The organism is Sorangium sp. So ce296 (assembly GCF_051529605.1).
Lineage (GTDB): Bacteria > Myxococcota_A > Polyangia > Polyangiales > Polyangiaceae > Sorangium > Sorangium cellulosum_D.
On record NZ_CP150325.1, the window covers coordinates 2,219,218 to 2,234,939 of the forward strand.

Annotated in this window: 13 protein-coding genes; 4 read left to right on the forward strand and 9 right to left on the reverse strand. The window is 70.2% G+C overall.

Features of this window, described 5'->3' with window-relative positions; all coding sequences use genetic code 11:
• Nucleotides 1–14: 14 nt before the first annotated feature.
• A complete protein-coding gene (locus WME98_RS08535) occupies nucleotides 15–701 on the reverse strand; it encodes a TetR/AcrR family transcriptional regulator (RefSeq protein WP_437950823.1) in 687 nt (228 codons plus the stop codon).
• A gap of 331 nt (nucleotides 702–1,032) precedes the next feature.
• Between WME98_RS08535 and WME98_RS08540 the strand changes: the two genes are divergently transcribed.
• Entirely contained in the window at nucleotides 1,033–4,641 is a 3,609-nt protein-coding gene (locus WME98_RS08540) for a BadF/BadG/BcrA/BcrD ATPase family protein (protein ID WP_437950824.1), read from the forward strand.
• A gap of 74 nt (nucleotides 4,642–4,715) precedes the next feature.
• The gene (locus WME98_RS08545) at nucleotides 4,716–6,644 is read left to right on the forward strand and encodes a 2-hydroxyglutaryl-CoA dehydratase (protein ID WP_437950825.1); all 1,929 of its coding nucleotides are present in this window, start codon (nucleotides 4,716–4,718) and stop codon (nucleotides 6,642–6,644) included.
• Nucleotides 6,645–6,866: 222 nt separating this feature from the next.
• On the opposite strand, the gene WME98_RS08550 is transcribed toward WME98_RS08545, so the two are convergent.
• Both WME98_RS08550 and WME98_RS08555 read right to left on the reverse strand, forming a co-directional pair.
• Nucleotides 6,867–7,574: an alpha/beta hydrolase gene (locus WME98_RS08550; protein ID WP_437950826.1), complete on the reverse strand. Its 708-nt coding sequence runs from the start codon at nucleotides 7,572–7,574 to the stop codon at nucleotides 6,867–6,869.
• A gap of 151 nt (nucleotides 7,575–7,725) precedes the next feature.
• Entirely contained in the window at nucleotides 7,726–8,112 is a 387-nt protein-coding gene (locus tag WME98_RS08555) for a hypothetical protein (RefSeq protein WP_061624181.1), read from the reverse strand.
• A 331-nt stretch (nucleotides 8,113–8,443) separates the two neighbouring features.
• Here WME98_RS08555 and WME98_RS08560 point away from each other — a divergent pair, with 331 nt between their 5' ends.
• Both WME98_RS08560 and WME98_RS08565 read left to right on the forward strand, forming a co-directional pair.
• Complete coding sequence (locus tag WME98_RS08560) at nucleotides 8,444–9,721, forward strand: aminotransferase class I/II-fold pyridoxal phosphate-dependent enzyme (protein ID WP_061624801.1); 1,278 nt, start codon at nucleotides 8,444–8,446, stop codon at nucleotides 9,719–9,721.
• A 92-nt stretch (nucleotides 9,722–9,813) separates the two neighbouring features.
• A complete protein-coding gene (locus WME98_RS08565) occupies nucleotides 9,814–10,647 on the forward strand; it encodes an SHOCT domain-containing protein (RefSeq protein ID WP_437950827.1) in 834 nt (277 codons plus the stop codon).
• Nucleotides 10,648–11,168: 521 nt separating this feature from the next.
• On the opposite strand, the gene WME98_RS08570 is transcribed toward WME98_RS08565, so the two are convergent.
• The 6 genes from WME98_RS08570 to WME98_RS08595 form a co-directional block, all read right to left on the reverse strand.
• Nucleotides 11,169–11,555 carry a VOC family protein gene (locus WME98_RS08570; RefSeq protein WP_437567840.1) on the reverse strand — a complete coding sequence of 129 codons (387 nt, stop codon included), beginning with the start codon at nucleotides 11,553–11,555 and terminating at the stop codon, nucleotides 11,169–11,171.
• A 44-nt stretch (nucleotides 11,556–11,599) separates the two neighbouring features.
• The gene (locus tag WME98_RS08575; protein ID WP_437950828.1) at nucleotides 11,600–12,169 is read right to left on the reverse strand and encodes a TlpA family protein disulfide reductase; all 570 of its coding nucleotides are present in this window, start codon (nucleotides 12,167–12,169) and stop codon (nucleotides 11,600–11,602) included.
• Entirely contained in the window at nucleotides 12,166–12,888 is a 723-nt protein-coding gene (locus tag WME98_RS08580) for a hypothetical protein (RefSeq protein WP_437950829.1), read from the reverse strand. Before WME98_RS08580 ends, WME98_RS08575 begins: the two co-directional genes overlap by 4 nt.
• 7 nt (nucleotides 12,889–12,895) lie before the next feature.
• Nucleotides 12,896–13,105, reverse strand: a complete 210-nt coding sequence (locus WME98_RS08585) for a hypothetical protein (protein ID WP_437606421.1) — start codon at nucleotides 13,103–13,105, stop codon at nucleotides 12,896–12,898.
• Between the two features lie 210 nt (nucleotides 13,106–13,315).
• Nucleotides 13,316–14,344, reverse strand: a complete 1,029-nt coding sequence (locus tag WME98_RS08590; RefSeq protein WP_437950830.1) for a PAS domain-containing protein — start codon at nucleotides 14,342–14,344, stop codon at nucleotides 13,316–13,318.
• A complete protein-coding gene (locus tag WME98_RS08595; protein WP_437950831.1) occupies nucleotides 14,341–15,300 on the reverse strand; it encodes a DUF4388 domain-containing protein in 960 nt (319 codons plus the stop codon). The genes WME98_RS08590 and WME98_RS08595 overlap by 4 nt, the downstream gene beginning before the upstream one ends.
• Nucleotides 15,301–15,722 lie beyond the last annotated feature (422 nt).

Consider the following 15,722-nt stretch of genomic DNA (forward strand, 5'->3'; position numbering starts at 1 on the left):
GACTGACGCGCCGGTCAGTTGCCCCGGAGCCTGGCGCGGCGGGCGCGCAGCGCCGGCTTGCCGGGCTCGGCGCGCAGCGCCGGCTGGCCGGGCTCGGCGCGCGGCGCCGGCTGGCCGGGCGCCGGGTCCATCCGGAGGTAGCCGCGCCGCAGGAGATCGTAGAGCGCCGTGACGATCCGCTCACGCGGCCGGGCCTGGTCCTCGAGGGCGTTCTCGAACAGCACCTCCTTCAGCGCGCCGATCGTGAACGTCGCGTAGAGCTCGGTGTCGCCCGGCTCGATGACGCCGAGCCGCTGCCCCTCGGCGAGGCTCTGCTCCAGGAGCAGCTTCACCTCCTGGCGGAAGGCGCGCAGCTCCTTCACGAACGCGGGATCGAGCCCCGCCGCGTGCGACAGGAGGATGCTCGTCAGGGCCGGATCGTCGAGCAAGACCGCCACGATCGCGCGGATGTTGTGCTTGACCTGCGCCTCCACGTCCGCCGACGGATCCACGCGCAGGATGGCGCCGCCGAGGCGCGAGAAGAGCCCGCGAACGAGCTCGCCGAACACCGAGCGCTTGTCGGGGAAGTACAGGTAAAACGTCCCCTTCGCGACCTTCGCGAGCGCGACGATGTCGTCGACCTTCGCCTCGTGATAGCCCTTCTCGGAAAACACGGTGCGCGCCGCCCGGAGGAGGGCTTGGCGGCGCTCGGACTTGTTCATGGGCCGGTCGCTTTACCACCACCGGCCCGTCACCTGGGGCGCGATGTCTCCCCCGCGGCGTCGCCCGGGCGTGCCGCCCGAAGAGCGCCGGAAAGATCGGAGGACGGTGGACGCCACGCGGGCCGACGCGCCGACCGCACCACCCCGCGCCGCGCCGAGCCCAGCGGCGGAACCATGCGCCCCGGACGCAGATCCCCGGAAACCGGCGATCGCCGCCGGCCAAGACGCACCGAATCATTTTGATTTTCGGGTCATCCCGTTGTAGCCATCACGACTGACCAGCCAGTCAGTCGGGCGCTGGTGACCGGCGACGGCGGTGGGAGGAGCCCCGATGGGAAGGCAGATCCAGGATCCGGTCGTGGTCGGCATCGACGTCGGCTCGACGACCGTGAAGGCGGTCGTGCTCGATCCGCAGACGCTCGAGATTCTCTGGAGCGACTACCAGCGGCATCAGACGAAGCAGCCGGAGAAGGTGCTGGAGCTCATCGAGGCGATCGAGGCGGCGTTCCCCGCGTCGCCGCGCGAGAGCTGGCGGGTGTTCATGACGGGCTCCGGCGCGGCGCCCCTCTGCGCCGGCCTCGGCGCCAAGTTCGTCCAGGAGGTCAACGCGGTCACGCTCGCGGTCGAGAACCTGCACCCGGACGTGGGCAGCGTCATCGAGCTCGGCGGGCAGGACGCGAAGATCATCATCTTCCAGCGGGACGAGAAGACGGGCGACAAGACCGCCGCGCCGTCGATGAACGACAAGTGCGCCTCGGGCACGGGCGCCACCATCGACAAGTGCATGATCAAGGTGGGCCTGCCGTCGAGCGAGGTGGTCCAGATCCACTTCGACGACTCGAAGCTCCACCACGTCGCGGCGAAGTGCGGCGTCTTCGCCGAGACCGACATCGTGAACCTCGTGAAGAGCGGCATCCCCTCGACGGAGATCCTCTGCTCGCTCGCGGACGCGATCGTCCTCCAGAACCTGTCGGTGCTCACGCGCGGCTCGACCTTGAAGCACAAGGTCATCCTGCTCGGCGGCCCCAACACCTACCTCCCCTTCCTCCAGGAGTGCTGGCGCAAGCGGATCCCCGAGACCTGGGACGAGCGCGGCTACAACTGGCCGAAGGACCGGCCGATCGAGGAGACGATCTTCGTCCCGGAGAACTCGCAGTACTACGCGGCGTTCGGCGCCTGCGTGTACGGGCTCAAGGAGGCGCCGGAGGTCGGCCTTTACGCCGGCAAGACCGGGCTCATCGAGTACATGACGAACGGCCGGAAGGCCCGGCTCGGCGAGAGCGCGGGCCCGCCGCTCGTGAAGACGCGGGACGAGGTCGACGAGTTCCGCAAGCTCTACAGCATCCCGAGGTTCACGCCGATGAAGCTCGCGCCCGGCCAGGTGGTGCGCGGGGTCATCGGCCTCGACGGCGGCTCCACCTCGTCGAAGGCGGTGCTCATCGACGAGGACGGGGCCATCGTCTGCAAGGCTTACCAGCTCTCGAAGGGCAACCCGATCCAGGACGCGAAGGAGCTGCTCGCCCAGCTCCGGCAGTACGTGGTCGACCAGGGCGCGCAGCTCGAGGTGCTCGGGTTCGGCGGCACCGGGTACGCGGCCGACGTGCTCCAGGAGTGCATGCGGGCCGACGTCAACATCGTCGAGACCGTCGCCCACATGATGAGCGCCGTGAAGTTCTTCGGCGACGTCGACGTCATCTGCGATATCGGCGGACAGGACATCAAGGTCCTGTTCATGAAGAACGGCGATATCGCGAACTTCCGCCTCTCCAACTCGTGCTCTGCCGGCAACGGCATGCTGCTCCAGGCGATGGCCGACCAGTTCGGCCTGAAGGTGACCGAGTACGCCGACACGGCGTTCGGCGCCGAGCTCGCGCCGAAGTTCAGCTACGGCTGCGCCGTCTTCCTCGACACCGACCGGGTGAACTTCCAGAAGGAGGGCTTCTCGAAGGAGGAGCTGCTCGCCGGCCTCGCGCAGGTGCTGCCGAAGAACGTGTGGCAGTACGTCGTGCAGATCCCGCGGCTCGCGGCGCTCGGCACGCGCTACGTGCTCCAGGGCGGCACGCAGTACAACCTCGCGGCGGTCAAGGCGCAGGTCGACTACATCAAGGAGCGCGTCCCCGGCGCGGAGGTGTTCGTCCACCCGCACACCGGCGAGGCCGGCGCGCTCGGCGCCGCGTTCGAGACGCTCCGGGTCGTGAAGCGCAGGGGCCGCTCGACGTTCATCGGGATCGACGCGGCGATCGCGCTCGAATACACGACGAAGAACGACGAGGAGACGGTCTGCCACTTCTGCCCGAACGAGTGCAAGCGGACGTTCATCGACGCGAAGCGGCCCGACGGGACGACGAGCCGCTACATCTCGGGCTTCTCGTGCGAGAAGGGCACGGTCGAGAGCGAGCAGGCGATGCTCGCGCTCGTCGCCGAGCGGAAGAAGATCGCGAAGCAGTTCCCGAACCTCGTCGACTACGAGTCGAAGCTCGCCTTCCGGCACTTCTACGACACGGCCCCGCTGCCGGAGGACGGCGCGCCGGTGAAGGACGTGGTCGTCAAGAAGGGGTTCCTCGGCATCCGCCGGGTGGAGACGACGCGCCCGTTCCGGCGGAGCGGGCCCGAGGTGCGCGAGCGCCTGCGCCGCGTCCGCATCGGCATCCCGCGCGTCCTCAACATCTACTCGACGGGCCCGTACTACCGGGCTTACTTCGAGGCGCTCGGCGTCCCGAAGCAGAACGTCGTCTTCAGCGACGCGACCAGCGAGGAGATGTGGGTCGAGGGCGGCAAGTACGGCTCCATCGATCCGTGCTTCCCCTCCAAGGTGGCGCAGGCCCACATCCACAACCTCCTCTTCCACCACCACTCGGACGAGAAGAAGCTCAATTACATCTTCTTCCCGATCCTCACCCACGTGCCGAGCTTCGGCGAGGGGGTGATGGACAAGACGAGCTGCCCCATCGTCGCGGGCGTGCCGGACGTCATGAAGGCGGCGTTCACGAAGGAGATCGACTTCTTCAAGACGCGCGGCATCGAGTACCTCGATCCGCCGCTCACGTTCTCCGAGATGACGCTGACGGCGCGGCGGATGTTCGAGACGTGGGGCCCGCGGCTCGGCGTCACCGAGGACGAGAGCGACCACGCGCACCGCGAGGGGATGCGGGCGCTCTCGCAGTTCGAGCGCGACCTCCAGGACAAGGGGCGGGCGATCCTCGAGACGGTCGAGGCCGAGAACCGCGTCGCCATCCTGATGGTCGGGCGGCCGTACCACTCCGATCCGGGCCTGAACCACGGCATCCCGGAGGAGTTCCAGGTGCTCGGCTATCCGATCCTCTCGGTGCGGTCGATCCCGCGCGACATGGAGTACCTCGCGCGGTACTTCAAGGACGAGATCGCGAACGGCCAGCACCCGCTCGACATCAACGACGTCTGGCCCGAGAACTACTCGGCGAACAGCGCGCAGAAGGTGTGGGCGGTCAAGTTCGCCGCCCGCCACCCGAACGTCGTGCTGCTCGACCTCTCGAGCTTCAAGTGCGGCCACGACGCGCCCACCTACGGCATCATCGACAGCATCGTGAGCTCGAGCGCCACCCCGTACGCCGCGCTGCACGACATCGACGCCAACAAGCCGGGCGGCTCGATCAAGATCCGCGTGAAGACGTACGCGCACAGCCTCAAGCTGCACGAGGAGGCGCTCGAGGACGCGGCGAAGAAGAAGGCGGAGCTCGTCCACCGCATCGACGAGAAGCGGCTCGAGCTGCTCGAGCTGAAGCGGGAGCAGCAGGCGGCGCGCAAGATCACCGATCCCGCGCTCGAGCGGGAGATCGCGGCGCTCGCCGAGAAGGTGCGGAGCTACGTCGCGCCGGCGTCTCCGCCCGAGGCGCCGAAGACGGGCCTCGTCCAGCTCAAGAAGAAGCAGTCCGACGGGACCGTCGTCCCCTTGGAAGCCTGAAGACACGGCCAATGTCGAGGGGGGGACGGCGCGCCCGGCCCCCTTCCAGCATCCGAGCGAAGGGAAGCCACGCCATGGAACAGACGATCACGCAGAAGACGCGCCTTCCTCTGGTCGGCGAGAAGAAATCGATCAAGGCGGACATCGACATCGAGGCGGAGCTCAGGGCGTTCGAGGAGGCCGAGCGGGAGCGGCTCGGCCTCAAGGCCGAGCGTCGGCAGTGGGTCGACAACATGCTCAAGCCGAAGATGACGAAGAAGGAGCGCGACAACGTGACGCTCCTCATCAGCGGCCTCACCGCGGCGCAGGACTTCCTGTGCGAGGGCGCGCTGAAGGGCCTCGGCTACAACGTCCATTATTTCGGGATGAGCGACAACGCCGGCCTCCAGACGGGCAAGGAGTTCGGCAACCGCGGGCAGTGCAACCCGACGTACTTCACGGTCGGCGGCCTGGTGAAGCACCTCATCGACCTGCGCGACAAGCAGGGGATGAAGACCGAGGACATCATCAAGAACTACGTGTTCCTGACCGCGGGCGCCTGCGGGCCGTGTCGGTTCGGCATGTACGTGACCGAGTACCGGAAGGCGCTGCGCGACGCCGGCTTCGACGGCTTCCGGGTGATGCTCTTCCAGCAGACGGGCGGCCTCTCGCAGGCGACGGGCGACGACGTCGGCCTCGAGATGAACCCCGCCTTCTTCATCGCGATCATCAAGGCGATCGTCTGCGGCGACACGCTGAACGCGCTCGGCTACCGCGTCCGGCCTTACGAGGTCGAGCCCGGCGCGACGAACCGCGCGATGGAGAGCGCGAAGCGCATCCTCTACAAGGCGCTTTACGAGCAGACGAACGTCTTCCGCGCGCTCTACGAGGCGCGCAAGGAGTTCGAGGCCGTCCGGGTGGACAAGCTCCGGCCCAAGGCGAAGACGTCGATCATCGGCGAGTTCTGGGCGATGACGACGGAGGGCGACGGCAACTACGCCCTTCAGAAGTTCCTCGAGAGCGAGGGCGGCGAGAACGACATCCAGCTCACGACCGCGTGGCTGCTCTACAACATCTGGGAGTGCGCCCGCGACACCCGCGAGCGGCGCGACCTGCGCGGCGCGGACGAGGGCAACTACGGCCTGGCCGGCCTCGACGAGTTCGGCGTGGCGAAGCGGCTCGCGACGATGCGCCTCGCCGAGTCGGCGCTGCGCGTCGGCTTCCAGGCGTTCGCGCTGCCGCTCGGCCTGTTCGACTACCACCTCCCGGACATGGAGCTCGTCGCGGACGTGGCGAAGGACTACTACTCGAACGACCTCCGCGGCGGCGAGGGGCACATGGAGGTCGGCAAGCTCATCGTGAACGCGGTGAAGTCGAAGGCGCACCTCACGGTGAGCGTGAAGCCGTTCGGCTGCATGCCGTCCTCGGGCGTCTCCGACGGCGTGCAGTCGTTGATCACGGCGCGTTACCCCGGGACGATCTTCTGCGCGGTCGAGACGAGCGGCGACGGCGCGACGAACTTCTACTCGCGCATCCAGATGTACATGTTCAAGGCGCGCATCCTGGCCGAGCAGGAGCTCGCCCGCGCCTACGAGGAGGCGGGCGTCACGGAGGCCGAGGTGCGCGCGTTCCTCGAGCGGCACCCGAAGTACGCGAGCCCGCTGCACCACGCGCCGCACCGGGTCGCCGGGTCGGCCGCGAACCTGGTCTACGAGGTGGCGCCGCTCATCAAGCAGTCGGCCGCCGAGCGCGCCGCGGTGAAGGTCCGGGCGGCGGCGGAGGCGGTCCGCGAGGCGGTGAAGGCGGCGCCGGCCAAGGCGGTGGCCGCAAAGGCGTTCCTGACCGACCCGGAGACGCTCTCCCGGGCGCGCGAGGACGTCGCGCTCGTCCGCGACATCATCGCCGGCAAGGCGGCCGAGCGGTTCAGCCCGCTCGTGAAGCGCCTGGCCGGCAAGGCGTACTTCGAGAACAACCCCGAGGTGCGCCACACGACCTACAGCGAGGAAGCCATCGCGGCGGAGTGATGCGGACGCCGCCGGGCTCGTCCCGGCGGCCCACCGCTCGGATGTGGCTCCCGGACGGCGAGCTGGGCTGAGAGACGCAGAGAGAGAGAAGAAAAAAACGCAAAGGCGCAAAGACGCAAAGGCGCAAAAAAAAAGAAGAGTTAGAAGTGATTCTGTCTTTTCTCTTCTCTTTTTTGCGCCTTTGCGCCTTTGCGTTAATTCTCTGTTCTTCTCACGATGAAATCAGCCCGCCTCGGGCAAGAACCAGCGGAGGGCGTCGCGCGCGATCTCCGTAGGAACCACGTGCGGGCCCTCGAACTCCTCGTAGCGCAGGTCGTATCCGGCGACCCGGATCAGCGGCGCGAGGCGGCGGCTGCAGGGGTCGATCCGCAGCACCTGGTCCTGCGTGCCGTGCGAGATGAAGATGCGCGGCCGGCCGCGCTGCTCGGCGGGGGCCATGAAGCCCGGCGAGAACGCGATCACATGGGTGAACAGGTCGCCGTTGGTCAGCCCGAGCGACAGCGCGTACGACGCGCCGTCCGAGAAGCCGCCGATCGCGATCCGCGCCGGATCGACCGCGGCGCCGCGGAACAGCTGGTCGAGCGCGCCGTCCAGAAAGGCGACGTCGGGCCCGTACGCGTCGTCCGAGATGATGTCCCAGCTCGAATGGCGGGAGTCGGGCGCGAGCAGCAGGAGCCCCGCCGCGTCCGCCAGCTCTCGCAGCAGCGCGATGCCGTGGTGCGCGCTGCCCCCCGCCCCGTGCAGCAGGACCACGAGCGGCGCCGGGCGGTCCGGCCGGTAGCCCGCCGGGACGTAGAGCAGCCCGTCGCGCCGCGGCGACAGCCCGAGCGGCCTCAGCCCGGTCGAGAGCTCGCCCCCGGGCTTGGCGTTCGGCCGCGCCCGGAGGCGCGAGGGGTCGTTCGTGGTGACGCCGGCGCTCCCTGCCTGCATTGCCTGATCCTCCTCCGGAGGCCTGGACGGGCCCGTGGTCGCCTGACCTCGCCCGCATCCCAGCAGCCCGACCAGGGCCCCAGCACTCCCCATGCCGAGCAGGCGCCGCCGCGCGAGCTCGCGTCGCGGCCCTGCGGGACCGCGGCCGCCGTCAGCTCGCCGCCTTGTGCTCGTAGTACTCATTGATATGCTGATAGACCTCCTCGGGGAACTCGAGGTCCTTGTAGACATTGCCCTCGTCGGGATCGTCGGCGTTCGGAATGATGGGGAACTCCTGCTGCCGCTGCCACTCCAGGATCCGCTCGCGCCGCGGCGGGCTGTAGCCGCGCCGCTCGACCTGCATCGCGAGCGAGCGGGCCTCCTCGGCGCCGCCCTCCGGGTCGCGGCTGAGCCAGTCGACGAGCTCGTCGCGATCGAGGAAGTGGTTGGCGATCATCGCGAATACCAGGCGACCGTAGCGCCCGATCGACTCGCCGCGCTCGAGCGCGCCGAGCAGGTGAGCCATCATGTGATTCTTGCGCAGGGCCTCGACAGCCATGGATCCTCCTCTGAACATGAGATCACCCGGCCCGATGCATCGGCCGTACCAGAGGCCGCCGACGCGGCCTCTGGGCCAGGCGGGGCGCGGCGGCACAGGGCTCGTGGCAAAACGCATCACGGCGGAGGGCGGCTGTCACAGCGGGCCCAGGCGCGGGCGAGGCGCCGGCCGCGAGGGCGACGGCGGCGGCGGGCGGCGGCGGGCGTAGAGGGGCGCGACGGGCGGCCCGGCTGCGGCGTTTCCGCTGCCGGCCGCGGCATTTCCGGCGCGAGGAGCGCGGGCCCACGCGGGTCGCGACGCGGCCGCGAAGTTCTGCTAGACATCGGCCGCCATGACCGAACTGCGCTCGTTGTCCCCCGATGCTCTTGCCTCGCTCACCCGGGAGCTCGAGGCACGTTATGCTGCCTTTGAAGCCCGCGGCCTCAAGCTCGACATGACGCGGGGCAAGCCGTCGTCCGAGCAGCTCGACCTCGCGAACGGCCTGCTCGCCCTGCCCACCGCGAACGACCTCGTCGCCTCGGACGGGTCGGATACGCGCAACTACGGGGGCCTCGACGGCCTCCCCGAGATGAAGGCCATCTTCGCCGAGCTGCTCGAGGTGCCCCCGGCGCAGGTCATCGTCGGCGGCACCAGCAGCCTGACCATGATGCACGACGCGGTGGTCCGCGCGCTCGTCCACGGCGTGCCCGACGGCAACGGCGCCTGGGCGAAGCAGCCCAAGGTCAAGTTCCTCTGCCCGAGCCCCGGCTACGATCGCCACTTCGCGATCTGCGAGCACCACGGCATCGAGATGATCGCGGTCGATCTGAACGACGCCGGCCCGGACATGGATCAGGTCGAGCGGCTGGTCGCCCAGGACGCGGCCATCAAGGGGATGTGGTGCGTCCCCAAGTACAGCAACCCGACCGGCACCACGTACGCGCCCGAGGTCGTCCGCCGGCTCGCCAGCATGAAGGCAGCGGCCCCGGATTTCCGCCTGTTCTGGGACAACGCCTACGCGGTCCACGACCTGTATGCCGAGGGCGATCGGCTCGCGGACATCGTGTCGGCGTGTCAGTCGGCGGGCAACCCCAACCGGCCGATCGTCTTCGCCTCGACGTCGAAGATCTCGTTCGCGGGCAGCGGCGTCGCGGCCATGGCGTCGAGCCCCGCGAACGTGGCGGACGCGAAGAAGCACCTCGGCATCCAGACCATCGGCCCGGACAAGGTGAACCAGCTGCGCCACGTGCGCTTCTTCAAGGATTACAAGGGCTTGCTGGGCCACATGCAGAAGCACGCCGAGCTCCTGCGGCCCAAGTTCGAGGCGGTGACGAGCATCTTCGAGCGCGAGCTCGGGGGCAAGGGCATCGCCAGCTGGACCTCGCCGCGCGGCGGTTACTTCATCAGCCTCGACACCCTCGACGGCTGTGCGAAGGAGGTCGTGCGCCTGGCCGACAAGGCGGGCGTGAAGCTCACCGGCGCCGGGGCGACGTACCCGTACGGCCGCGATCCTCGCGACCGGAACATCCGGATCGCCCCGTCGATGCCGCCGCTCGAGCAGATTCGCGTCGCCATGGATGTCGTCGCGGTGTGTGTCCAGCTCGCGAGCGCGCGCAAGCTCGCGGGCTGAGCGGTCGTCTCCCTCCTCATCGCCGCTCGCCCGCATTGCGAGCGGCGGACCGCCGTGCAAGGCTCGGCGCTTCCCTCCTGGAGCGCCTCCTCATGCAGCCACTCACCCCCGAAGGTCAGCGGAGAGTTTCCGACCTGTCACAGCGCTATTTCGTCAGCACCGACGCGGTGATGACGCTCTTGCAGGCGCTCGTGAACGGGAACGGGACGATGGCGCAGTTCTATCACCCCGAGCTGGGCGGCGGTGGGCAGTGGATGCAGGGCGGCATGACCATGATCGGGGACATGTTCAACAGCGCGCTGAAGGCCAAGGTGGAGGGCCTGTGCGCCGAGCTGTCGAATCTGCTGGCCAGCCAGCCGTTCGCTCAGGCGCCGGCGAGCTATCCTGCGCAGGGCGGGCAGCAGCAGCAGCAGCAAGGCGGCAGCGGAGGCCTGGGGGGCTCGCCGGTCAGCCTGTTCGTGCCGGCGTCCGGGGGCGGCGCTGGGAGCTGGTGGCCCGGGGAGCTCGGTGCGCCGAGCTCCACCGGGTCGCAGAACAACATCCGTTATGCGGTCTTCCCCGGCGCGCGGCGGCTGGCCGTCGACGTCGACGGGCGCGTCAGCGTCTATGACACGCTCGATCACCAGATCGGCGGAGTGTCGCAGCAGCAGGGGTCGGGGTCGTCGGTCACGTTCACGAGCCAGTACGGCGTCGTGGGCGTGCAGAGTTTGCCGCTCGTCTCCGGCGACGCGCCCGCGCAGCCGGGGCCTGGGGCTGCTCCTGCGCCTGCTCCGGCGCAGGCCGCGGCCGCCCTGCCCCGCGCTTCGTCGGGTCCGGAGGCGGATATCTTTGCTGCCATCGAGCGGCTCGCGGACCTGCGGCAGAAGGGGATCATCACCGAGCAGGAGTTTGCCGCGAAGAAGACCGATCTCCTGAGCAGGCTCTGAGCCGAGGTCGCGAGACGGGCGCTGAGGGCAAAGAATGCCTGGTTGGCGCGGAGAGGAATGCTCCTCGTTCTCGCCCCCTCTCCCGTCCCCCCTCTCCCGTCCCCCCTCTCCCGTCCCCCCTCTCCCGTCCCCCCTCTCCCGTCCCCCCTCTCCCGTCCCCCCTCTCCCGTCCCCCCTCTCCCGTCCCCCCTCTCCCGTCCCCCCTCTCCCGTCCCCCCTCTCCCGTCCCCCCTCTCCCGTCCCCCCTCTCCCGTCTTACGTCCTCCGTCTACGTCTTCCCTCTTCGTGCGCGTGCGCGTGCGCGTGCGCGTTTCCTTCTTTCTCCTTCCCCCTTCCTTCTTTCGTGCGCGTGCGTGTACTCGAATCGTATCAATCGAGCACGCGCACGCGCACGCGCACGCGCACGTAATGACGGAAAACGGATGACGGATGACGGATGACGGAAGACGGATGACGGGGGACGGAAGCGACTTACGCCGACGAATGACGGAGGGACTCTCCCTCCCCAAGCGCATCAGCCCTCAGGGCCCATGACACACGGCCTCGATGTTGTGCCCATCCGGATCGAGCACGAACGCCCCGTAATACCCCGGGTGGTACTGCGGCCGGAGCCCCGGCGGGCCGTTGTCGGCGCCTCCGGCCGCCAGCGCGGCCTTGTAAAAAGCATCGACGTCGGCGCGCGTCTTCGCGACGAAGGCCACATGCATGCGGCCCTGCAGCGCGCCGCCCGTGCCGATCCAGAACTGCGGATTACCGTCGGCCCCCAGACCGGCGTGCTTATCCGCACCCCCGGTCATCTCGGGCGTGACCTCCATCACGAGCCCGTAACCAAGGGGCGCCAGGGCCGCCAGATAGAAGGCCTTGCTCCGTTCATAGTCCGAAACCGGAAAACCGATGTGGTCGAGCATGCGCGCCATCATCGCCCAGACCGGCGCGCACCGGCGGACAAAACCTACCTCGCGCGCCGCGCACCCTCGCGCTCCAGGCCGCGAAGGACCTCCTCGAGCGCTTCCTGGGTGATGAGCCCAACGTGCCGGAACGCCTCCCTCCCCTCGGCGTCGAGGATCACCACGCTCGGCACGTGGTGCAGCCCGGCAAACGGGCCCTCCCCGGCGATCGTCGGGGCGTCCGCGAGCGCCACCGGATACGGGAGCTTGAGCGTGGCGGCAAACGCCTCGACGAGCGGCCGGTTCTCGCTCGCCTCCAGCACGAGGAGCGCCGCGTTGATGCGCGGCGTGTGATCGCGGAGCAACCCGGCGAGGAACCGCGCCTCCGCCTGCGACGCCACGTCGTAGGTCGCCACGAAGCCGATCACGCTGAACCTGCCCGCGAGCGACGCGGTGGAGAGCTCGCGCCCGTCGAGCGTCTCGTACGAGAAGCTCAGCGCCTGGCCCCGCGCCGGCGCCGCCTCCGCTGCGGCCGCGGGCGCCGCCGCCGCAGGCTCACGGACCGCGTCGCCGCTGCCAGCGCACCCGAGCGCGAAGAGCACGAGCTGCAAGCCAGCCGGCGCGAGCGACCTCATGGCAGCGGATCCCCCTCCAGGTGCGCGTCGAACAGATCGGCGCAGAGCTGCAGCGACGCCGGGAGCTCGGCGCCCTTGCGCTGCTGCGCGAGGATCGCGTGGCACAGCTCCTCGATGACCAGCTTGATCGGCGTCGCCTCGAGCTGCGCGCCGTCGAGCACCATGCCAGGGCCGGGCGCCTCCTCCGCGCGCACGATCGGGTCGTGCCGCGCCCAGGCGATGCCGTCCTCCGGGAGATACCGACACCAGAGCACCCGCACGAAGCGCAGGTAGAGCGGCGTCACCAGCGCCACCACGCGATCGCCCCCCGCGGCGATGCCGCGCAGCGCGAAGCCCCCGGCCGGGCGCGGGGCGCGCTCCCCCTCCCCCATCGCGACCTCGATCCGCTCGCGGCGCGCCGCGTCGCTCTCGACCGACAGGAGCGGCGCGTAGATCGCGACCGCGGGGACCTGCAGCTTGGGCGCGTCCTCGGCGAGCACGTCGAGCCACGCCTCGCGCGCCTCGGGGCCGAGCTCGCCGTACACGTGCGCCGCGGCGATGGCGGCCTCGGCGTCGGTCGCGAGGGCGGCCAGCCACTCGCGCCAGGCGGCGAGGATGCGCGGATCGAGCAGCGCGCCCGAGGGGGCGGGCAGGCCCTGCGCCACGCCCTCGTGGACAGCGACGTCCAGCGAGGCATCCTGGACGAGATCGACCGAGCTCGGATCGCGGCGCTCCGTCATGCACCCCTCAGCGTGGCGCGCCGCGGCGCCGCGCCCCGACGTCCCGCTCCAGATCGAGCAGGAGCTCGGCGAACTCGTCGCCCCGGTCGAGCGGCGACGCGAGCGTGAGCTCACCCCCGCGATCCGCGAGCAGGAGCGCGACGCCGTCGCTCGCCTCGACGATGCCCTTCACGAACACGACGTCGGCCGGATGAACGACGACGTCCTGCACCAGCATCCCGGCGCTCGCCTCCGCGATCGAGAGCGGGCCGCGAGCGGGCCCGAGCTGCCCCGCGTCCCCCGCCGAAGGCTGCCCATCGGCCGGAGACGCGGCGGCGATTCGCCTTGAATTGCTGTCGCGCCGGCCCATCGACGGCGGAGCTAAGCACCGCTCGCCGGAGGGATCCAGCGGGCACACCAGGCGGGGATGGCCAGGGCCCTCGCCGCGTCAAGAGGCCGCGGCCGGCCCTCGATCCGCGGCCCCCGAGCCGCTCTCGAGGAGACCGAAGCGCTTCGCGAGATCGTCGGGCCGCTCACCTTCGAAGGCGCGGAGCTCGTGGGCGCGCTCGATCGGCACGACCACGAAGCGCCACGGCGTGGCCGCGAGCTCGGTCCCCTCGATGCACCGGGCGACGTGCGCCGCGTTGAGCGCCGCGCCGATCGTCGTCTCGAGCACGCCCTCGTAGAAGGCGGACAGCTCGACCGACCCCGACTCGACCGGCGGCCGGACGAAGCAGGCGACGCGCGGGGGGTTGGCGCAGAAATCCGCGGCGAGCCGGCCCATCCCGAGCTCGGCGAGCGCCTGATCGAGCGCGCCGACCGCGAGCAGCACCGGCGCCTTGTCGAGCGCGGCCGCGCCCGCACGGGCCACCGTACTCTCCGCGACGCCCGTGATCCTGCGGCCGACGCCCCGGCCGAGCTCCCGGGCGGCGCCCTGTCCGACCCGCGCGAGCAGCGCGGCGATCTGATCCCACGCGAGCGGGAACATGGCGCCGAGCGGGCCGTTGAGCCGGCCGCGGTCGCGCTCGTGGCGGATCGTCGCCGGGCGCTCGTGCTCGTCGCGCTGGACCGGCACGCGGTGCACGGTCATGAACACGCGATCGACCGGCGCGCGCGCGAGCTGGACGAAGACGTCCTGCGCCCCGTGGAGGAAGTGGAAGCGGAACGCGAACCGATCGGTCGCGCCCGGCGGCTGCTGCGCGAGGGCGCGGAAGCGGCCGAGGAACGCCTCGACCCGGGTGCAGGGGGCGATCTCCTGGAAGAAGTTCCTGCCGACGACCCGCGCCGACGGGAGGCGGCTCATGCGCTGCTCGTAGCGGTTGTAGAGGAGCACGACGCCCTCTTCGTCCAGCATGATGAAGCCGTACGGGAGGTCGTCGACCTCCTGCGAGGTCATCTCGGCGAGGCGCTCCACGCTGAGGGGGAGGGCGTCCTGCGGGCTCTCGGGCACCTCGTTCATCGTCGGCATCTGGGTCATCGCTCGGCTCCTTCGAACAAGACGCTCGCCCACCCGACCTGCTCGACCAGGCGCGTGAGCCCGCCGAGGACCTCCCGGATGCGGTGGCGCTGGAAGCGCGACGGGACCTTCTCCGCGGCGGCGTCGAAGAAGGCGACGATCCAGGCGGCGACCGCCTGCGGGATCGCCGAGCGGGCGCGATCGATCTGCGCGACCGAGACGAGCGCGTCGCCGCTGATGGCGAAGGCGTCGAGCGCGCTGTGGTGCTCGCGCGCCGTCGTCCACGAGGACGCGAGCAGCCGCGACGTCATCGGCGGCCCGAGCCAGGCGCGCGCGTAGGCGGTGCAGGCGTTCACGACGGCGGCGGCCAGCGCCACGTCGGCCGCGTCGTCGGCGGGGAACGCCGGAGGGTAGTGGCTCTCGCGCTCGCCGCGGTGCGGCCCGCTCGAGTCGCTCGCGACGACCTCGAAGGTGGCGCCTCGCCACATGGAGAGCGAGTCGAGCGCGTCGGTCCAGCGCTCCGAGGGCCGCACGCCGTCGGCGCGGGCGTGGATGGGGCGCCCGGCGTCGACCGTCACCTCGGCGCGGAGGGCGCCGGAGCGCACGCGGATGAAGCAGCTCCGGCTGCGCGAGGCGAGCGACGCGAGCAGCCCGTCGAGCCCGACGTCGGCGAGCTCGCCGCGCAGGATGACGCGGCTCCGCTGCCGCTCGGCCTGCGCCGCGAGCCGCTGGACCTGCGCGGCGAGCACCGAGCCCGGGACGTCGTCCGCGAGCACCCCCGCGAGCTCCGCCATCGAGACGATGGTGCGCGAGGAGCTGACGCCGATCACGGGCGGCGGGCCGTCGAGCACCGCGCGGAGCGAGCGGGCCATGTCGATGAGGGCCGCCGGGCTCTGCGCGCAGGCGACGGCCGCGTCGACCCGCAGCGCGTCCGGCGGCGGCCGGTTGGGCGCGACCTCGCACGTGACTACCCGCATGCGGGCCTCGCGAAGCGCAGACGCGACCCGATGGGCGAAGGGCGTTGCCGGCGCCGAGGTGACGACGATGTCGAACATATCGAAGCGGACTCTAGGATCACGAACACCCTTCGTCAAATACTATAAACAAACGTTGTATAAAGCCTTCGCTCCGGGAGGACACGAAATTGTCCGTAAAACTCCGTACACTGCCTGGATTTTTAGTGACATTGCTCACAATAACTGCGACGCATCGGTGCGTGAGACAATCTTTGTACAAAGATGATCGCCGGTGCGGTGCGGCAGCGGGGTCGCCAGGCGCGGCGGGCGATGGCCGGGGCCGCGGGGAGGCCGACGCCGCGGCGCGCCGGGGCAGGCGGGCTCTGGAGGGCGGCGGAGCGCGTGGACGGAGGCGCGGCGCGGGGCGAAAGCGCCTCGAGGGG

Bases quoted from the DNA above. Each gene is read 5' to 3' on its own strand.
- WME98_RS08535 (WP_437950823.1), bottom strand. From the start codon at position 701: ATGAACAAGTCCGAGCGCCGCCAAGCCCTCCTCCGGGCGGCGCGCACC.
- WME98_RS08540 (WP_437950824.1), top strand. From the start codon at position 1,033: ATGGGAAGGCAGATCCAGGATCCGGTCGTGGTCGGCATCGACGTCGGC.
- WME98_RS08545 (WP_437950825.1), top strand. From the start codon at position 4,716: ATGGAACAGACGATCACGCAGAAGACGCGCCTTCCTCTGGTCGGCGAG.
- WME98_RS08550 (WP_437950826.1), bottom strand. From the start codon at position 7,574: ATGCAGGCAGGGAGCGCCGGCGTCACCACGAACGACCCCTCGCGCCTC.
- WME98_RS08555 (WP_061624181.1), bottom strand. From the start codon at position 8,112: ATGGCTGTCGAGGCCCTGCGCAAGAATCACATGATGGCTCACCTGCTC.
- WME98_RS08560 (WP_061624801.1), top strand. From the start codon at position 8,444: ATGACCGAACTGCGCTCGTTGTCCCCCGATGCTCTTGCCTCGCTCACC.
- WME98_RS08565 (WP_437950827.1), top strand. From the start codon at position 9,814: ATGCAGCCACTCACCCCCGAAGGTCAGCGGAGAGTTTCCGACCTGTCA.
- WME98_RS08570 (WP_437567840.1), bottom strand. From the start codon at position 11,555: ATGCTCGACCACATCGGTTTTCCGGTTTCGGACTATGAACGGAGCAAG.
- WME98_RS08575 (WP_437950828.1), bottom strand. From the start codon at position 12,169: ATGAGGTCGCTCGCGCCGGCTGGCTTGCAGCTCGTGCTCTTCGCGCTC.
- WME98_RS08580 (WP_437950829.1), bottom strand. From the start codon at position 12,888: ATGACGGAGCGCCGCGATCCGAGCTCGGTCGATCTCGTCCAGGATGCC.
- WME98_RS08585 (WP_437606421.1), bottom strand. From the start codon at position 13,105: ATGCTGGTGCAGGACGTCGTCGTTCATCCGGCCGACGTCGTGTTCGTG.
- WME98_RS08590 (WP_437950830.1), bottom strand. From the start codon at position 14,344: ATGACCCAGATGCCGACGATGAACGAGGTGCCCGAGAGCCCGCAGGAC.
- WME98_RS08595 (WP_437950831.1), bottom strand. From the start codon at position 15,300: ATGCGGGTAGTCACGTGCGAGGTCGCGCCCAACCGGCCGCCGCCGGAC.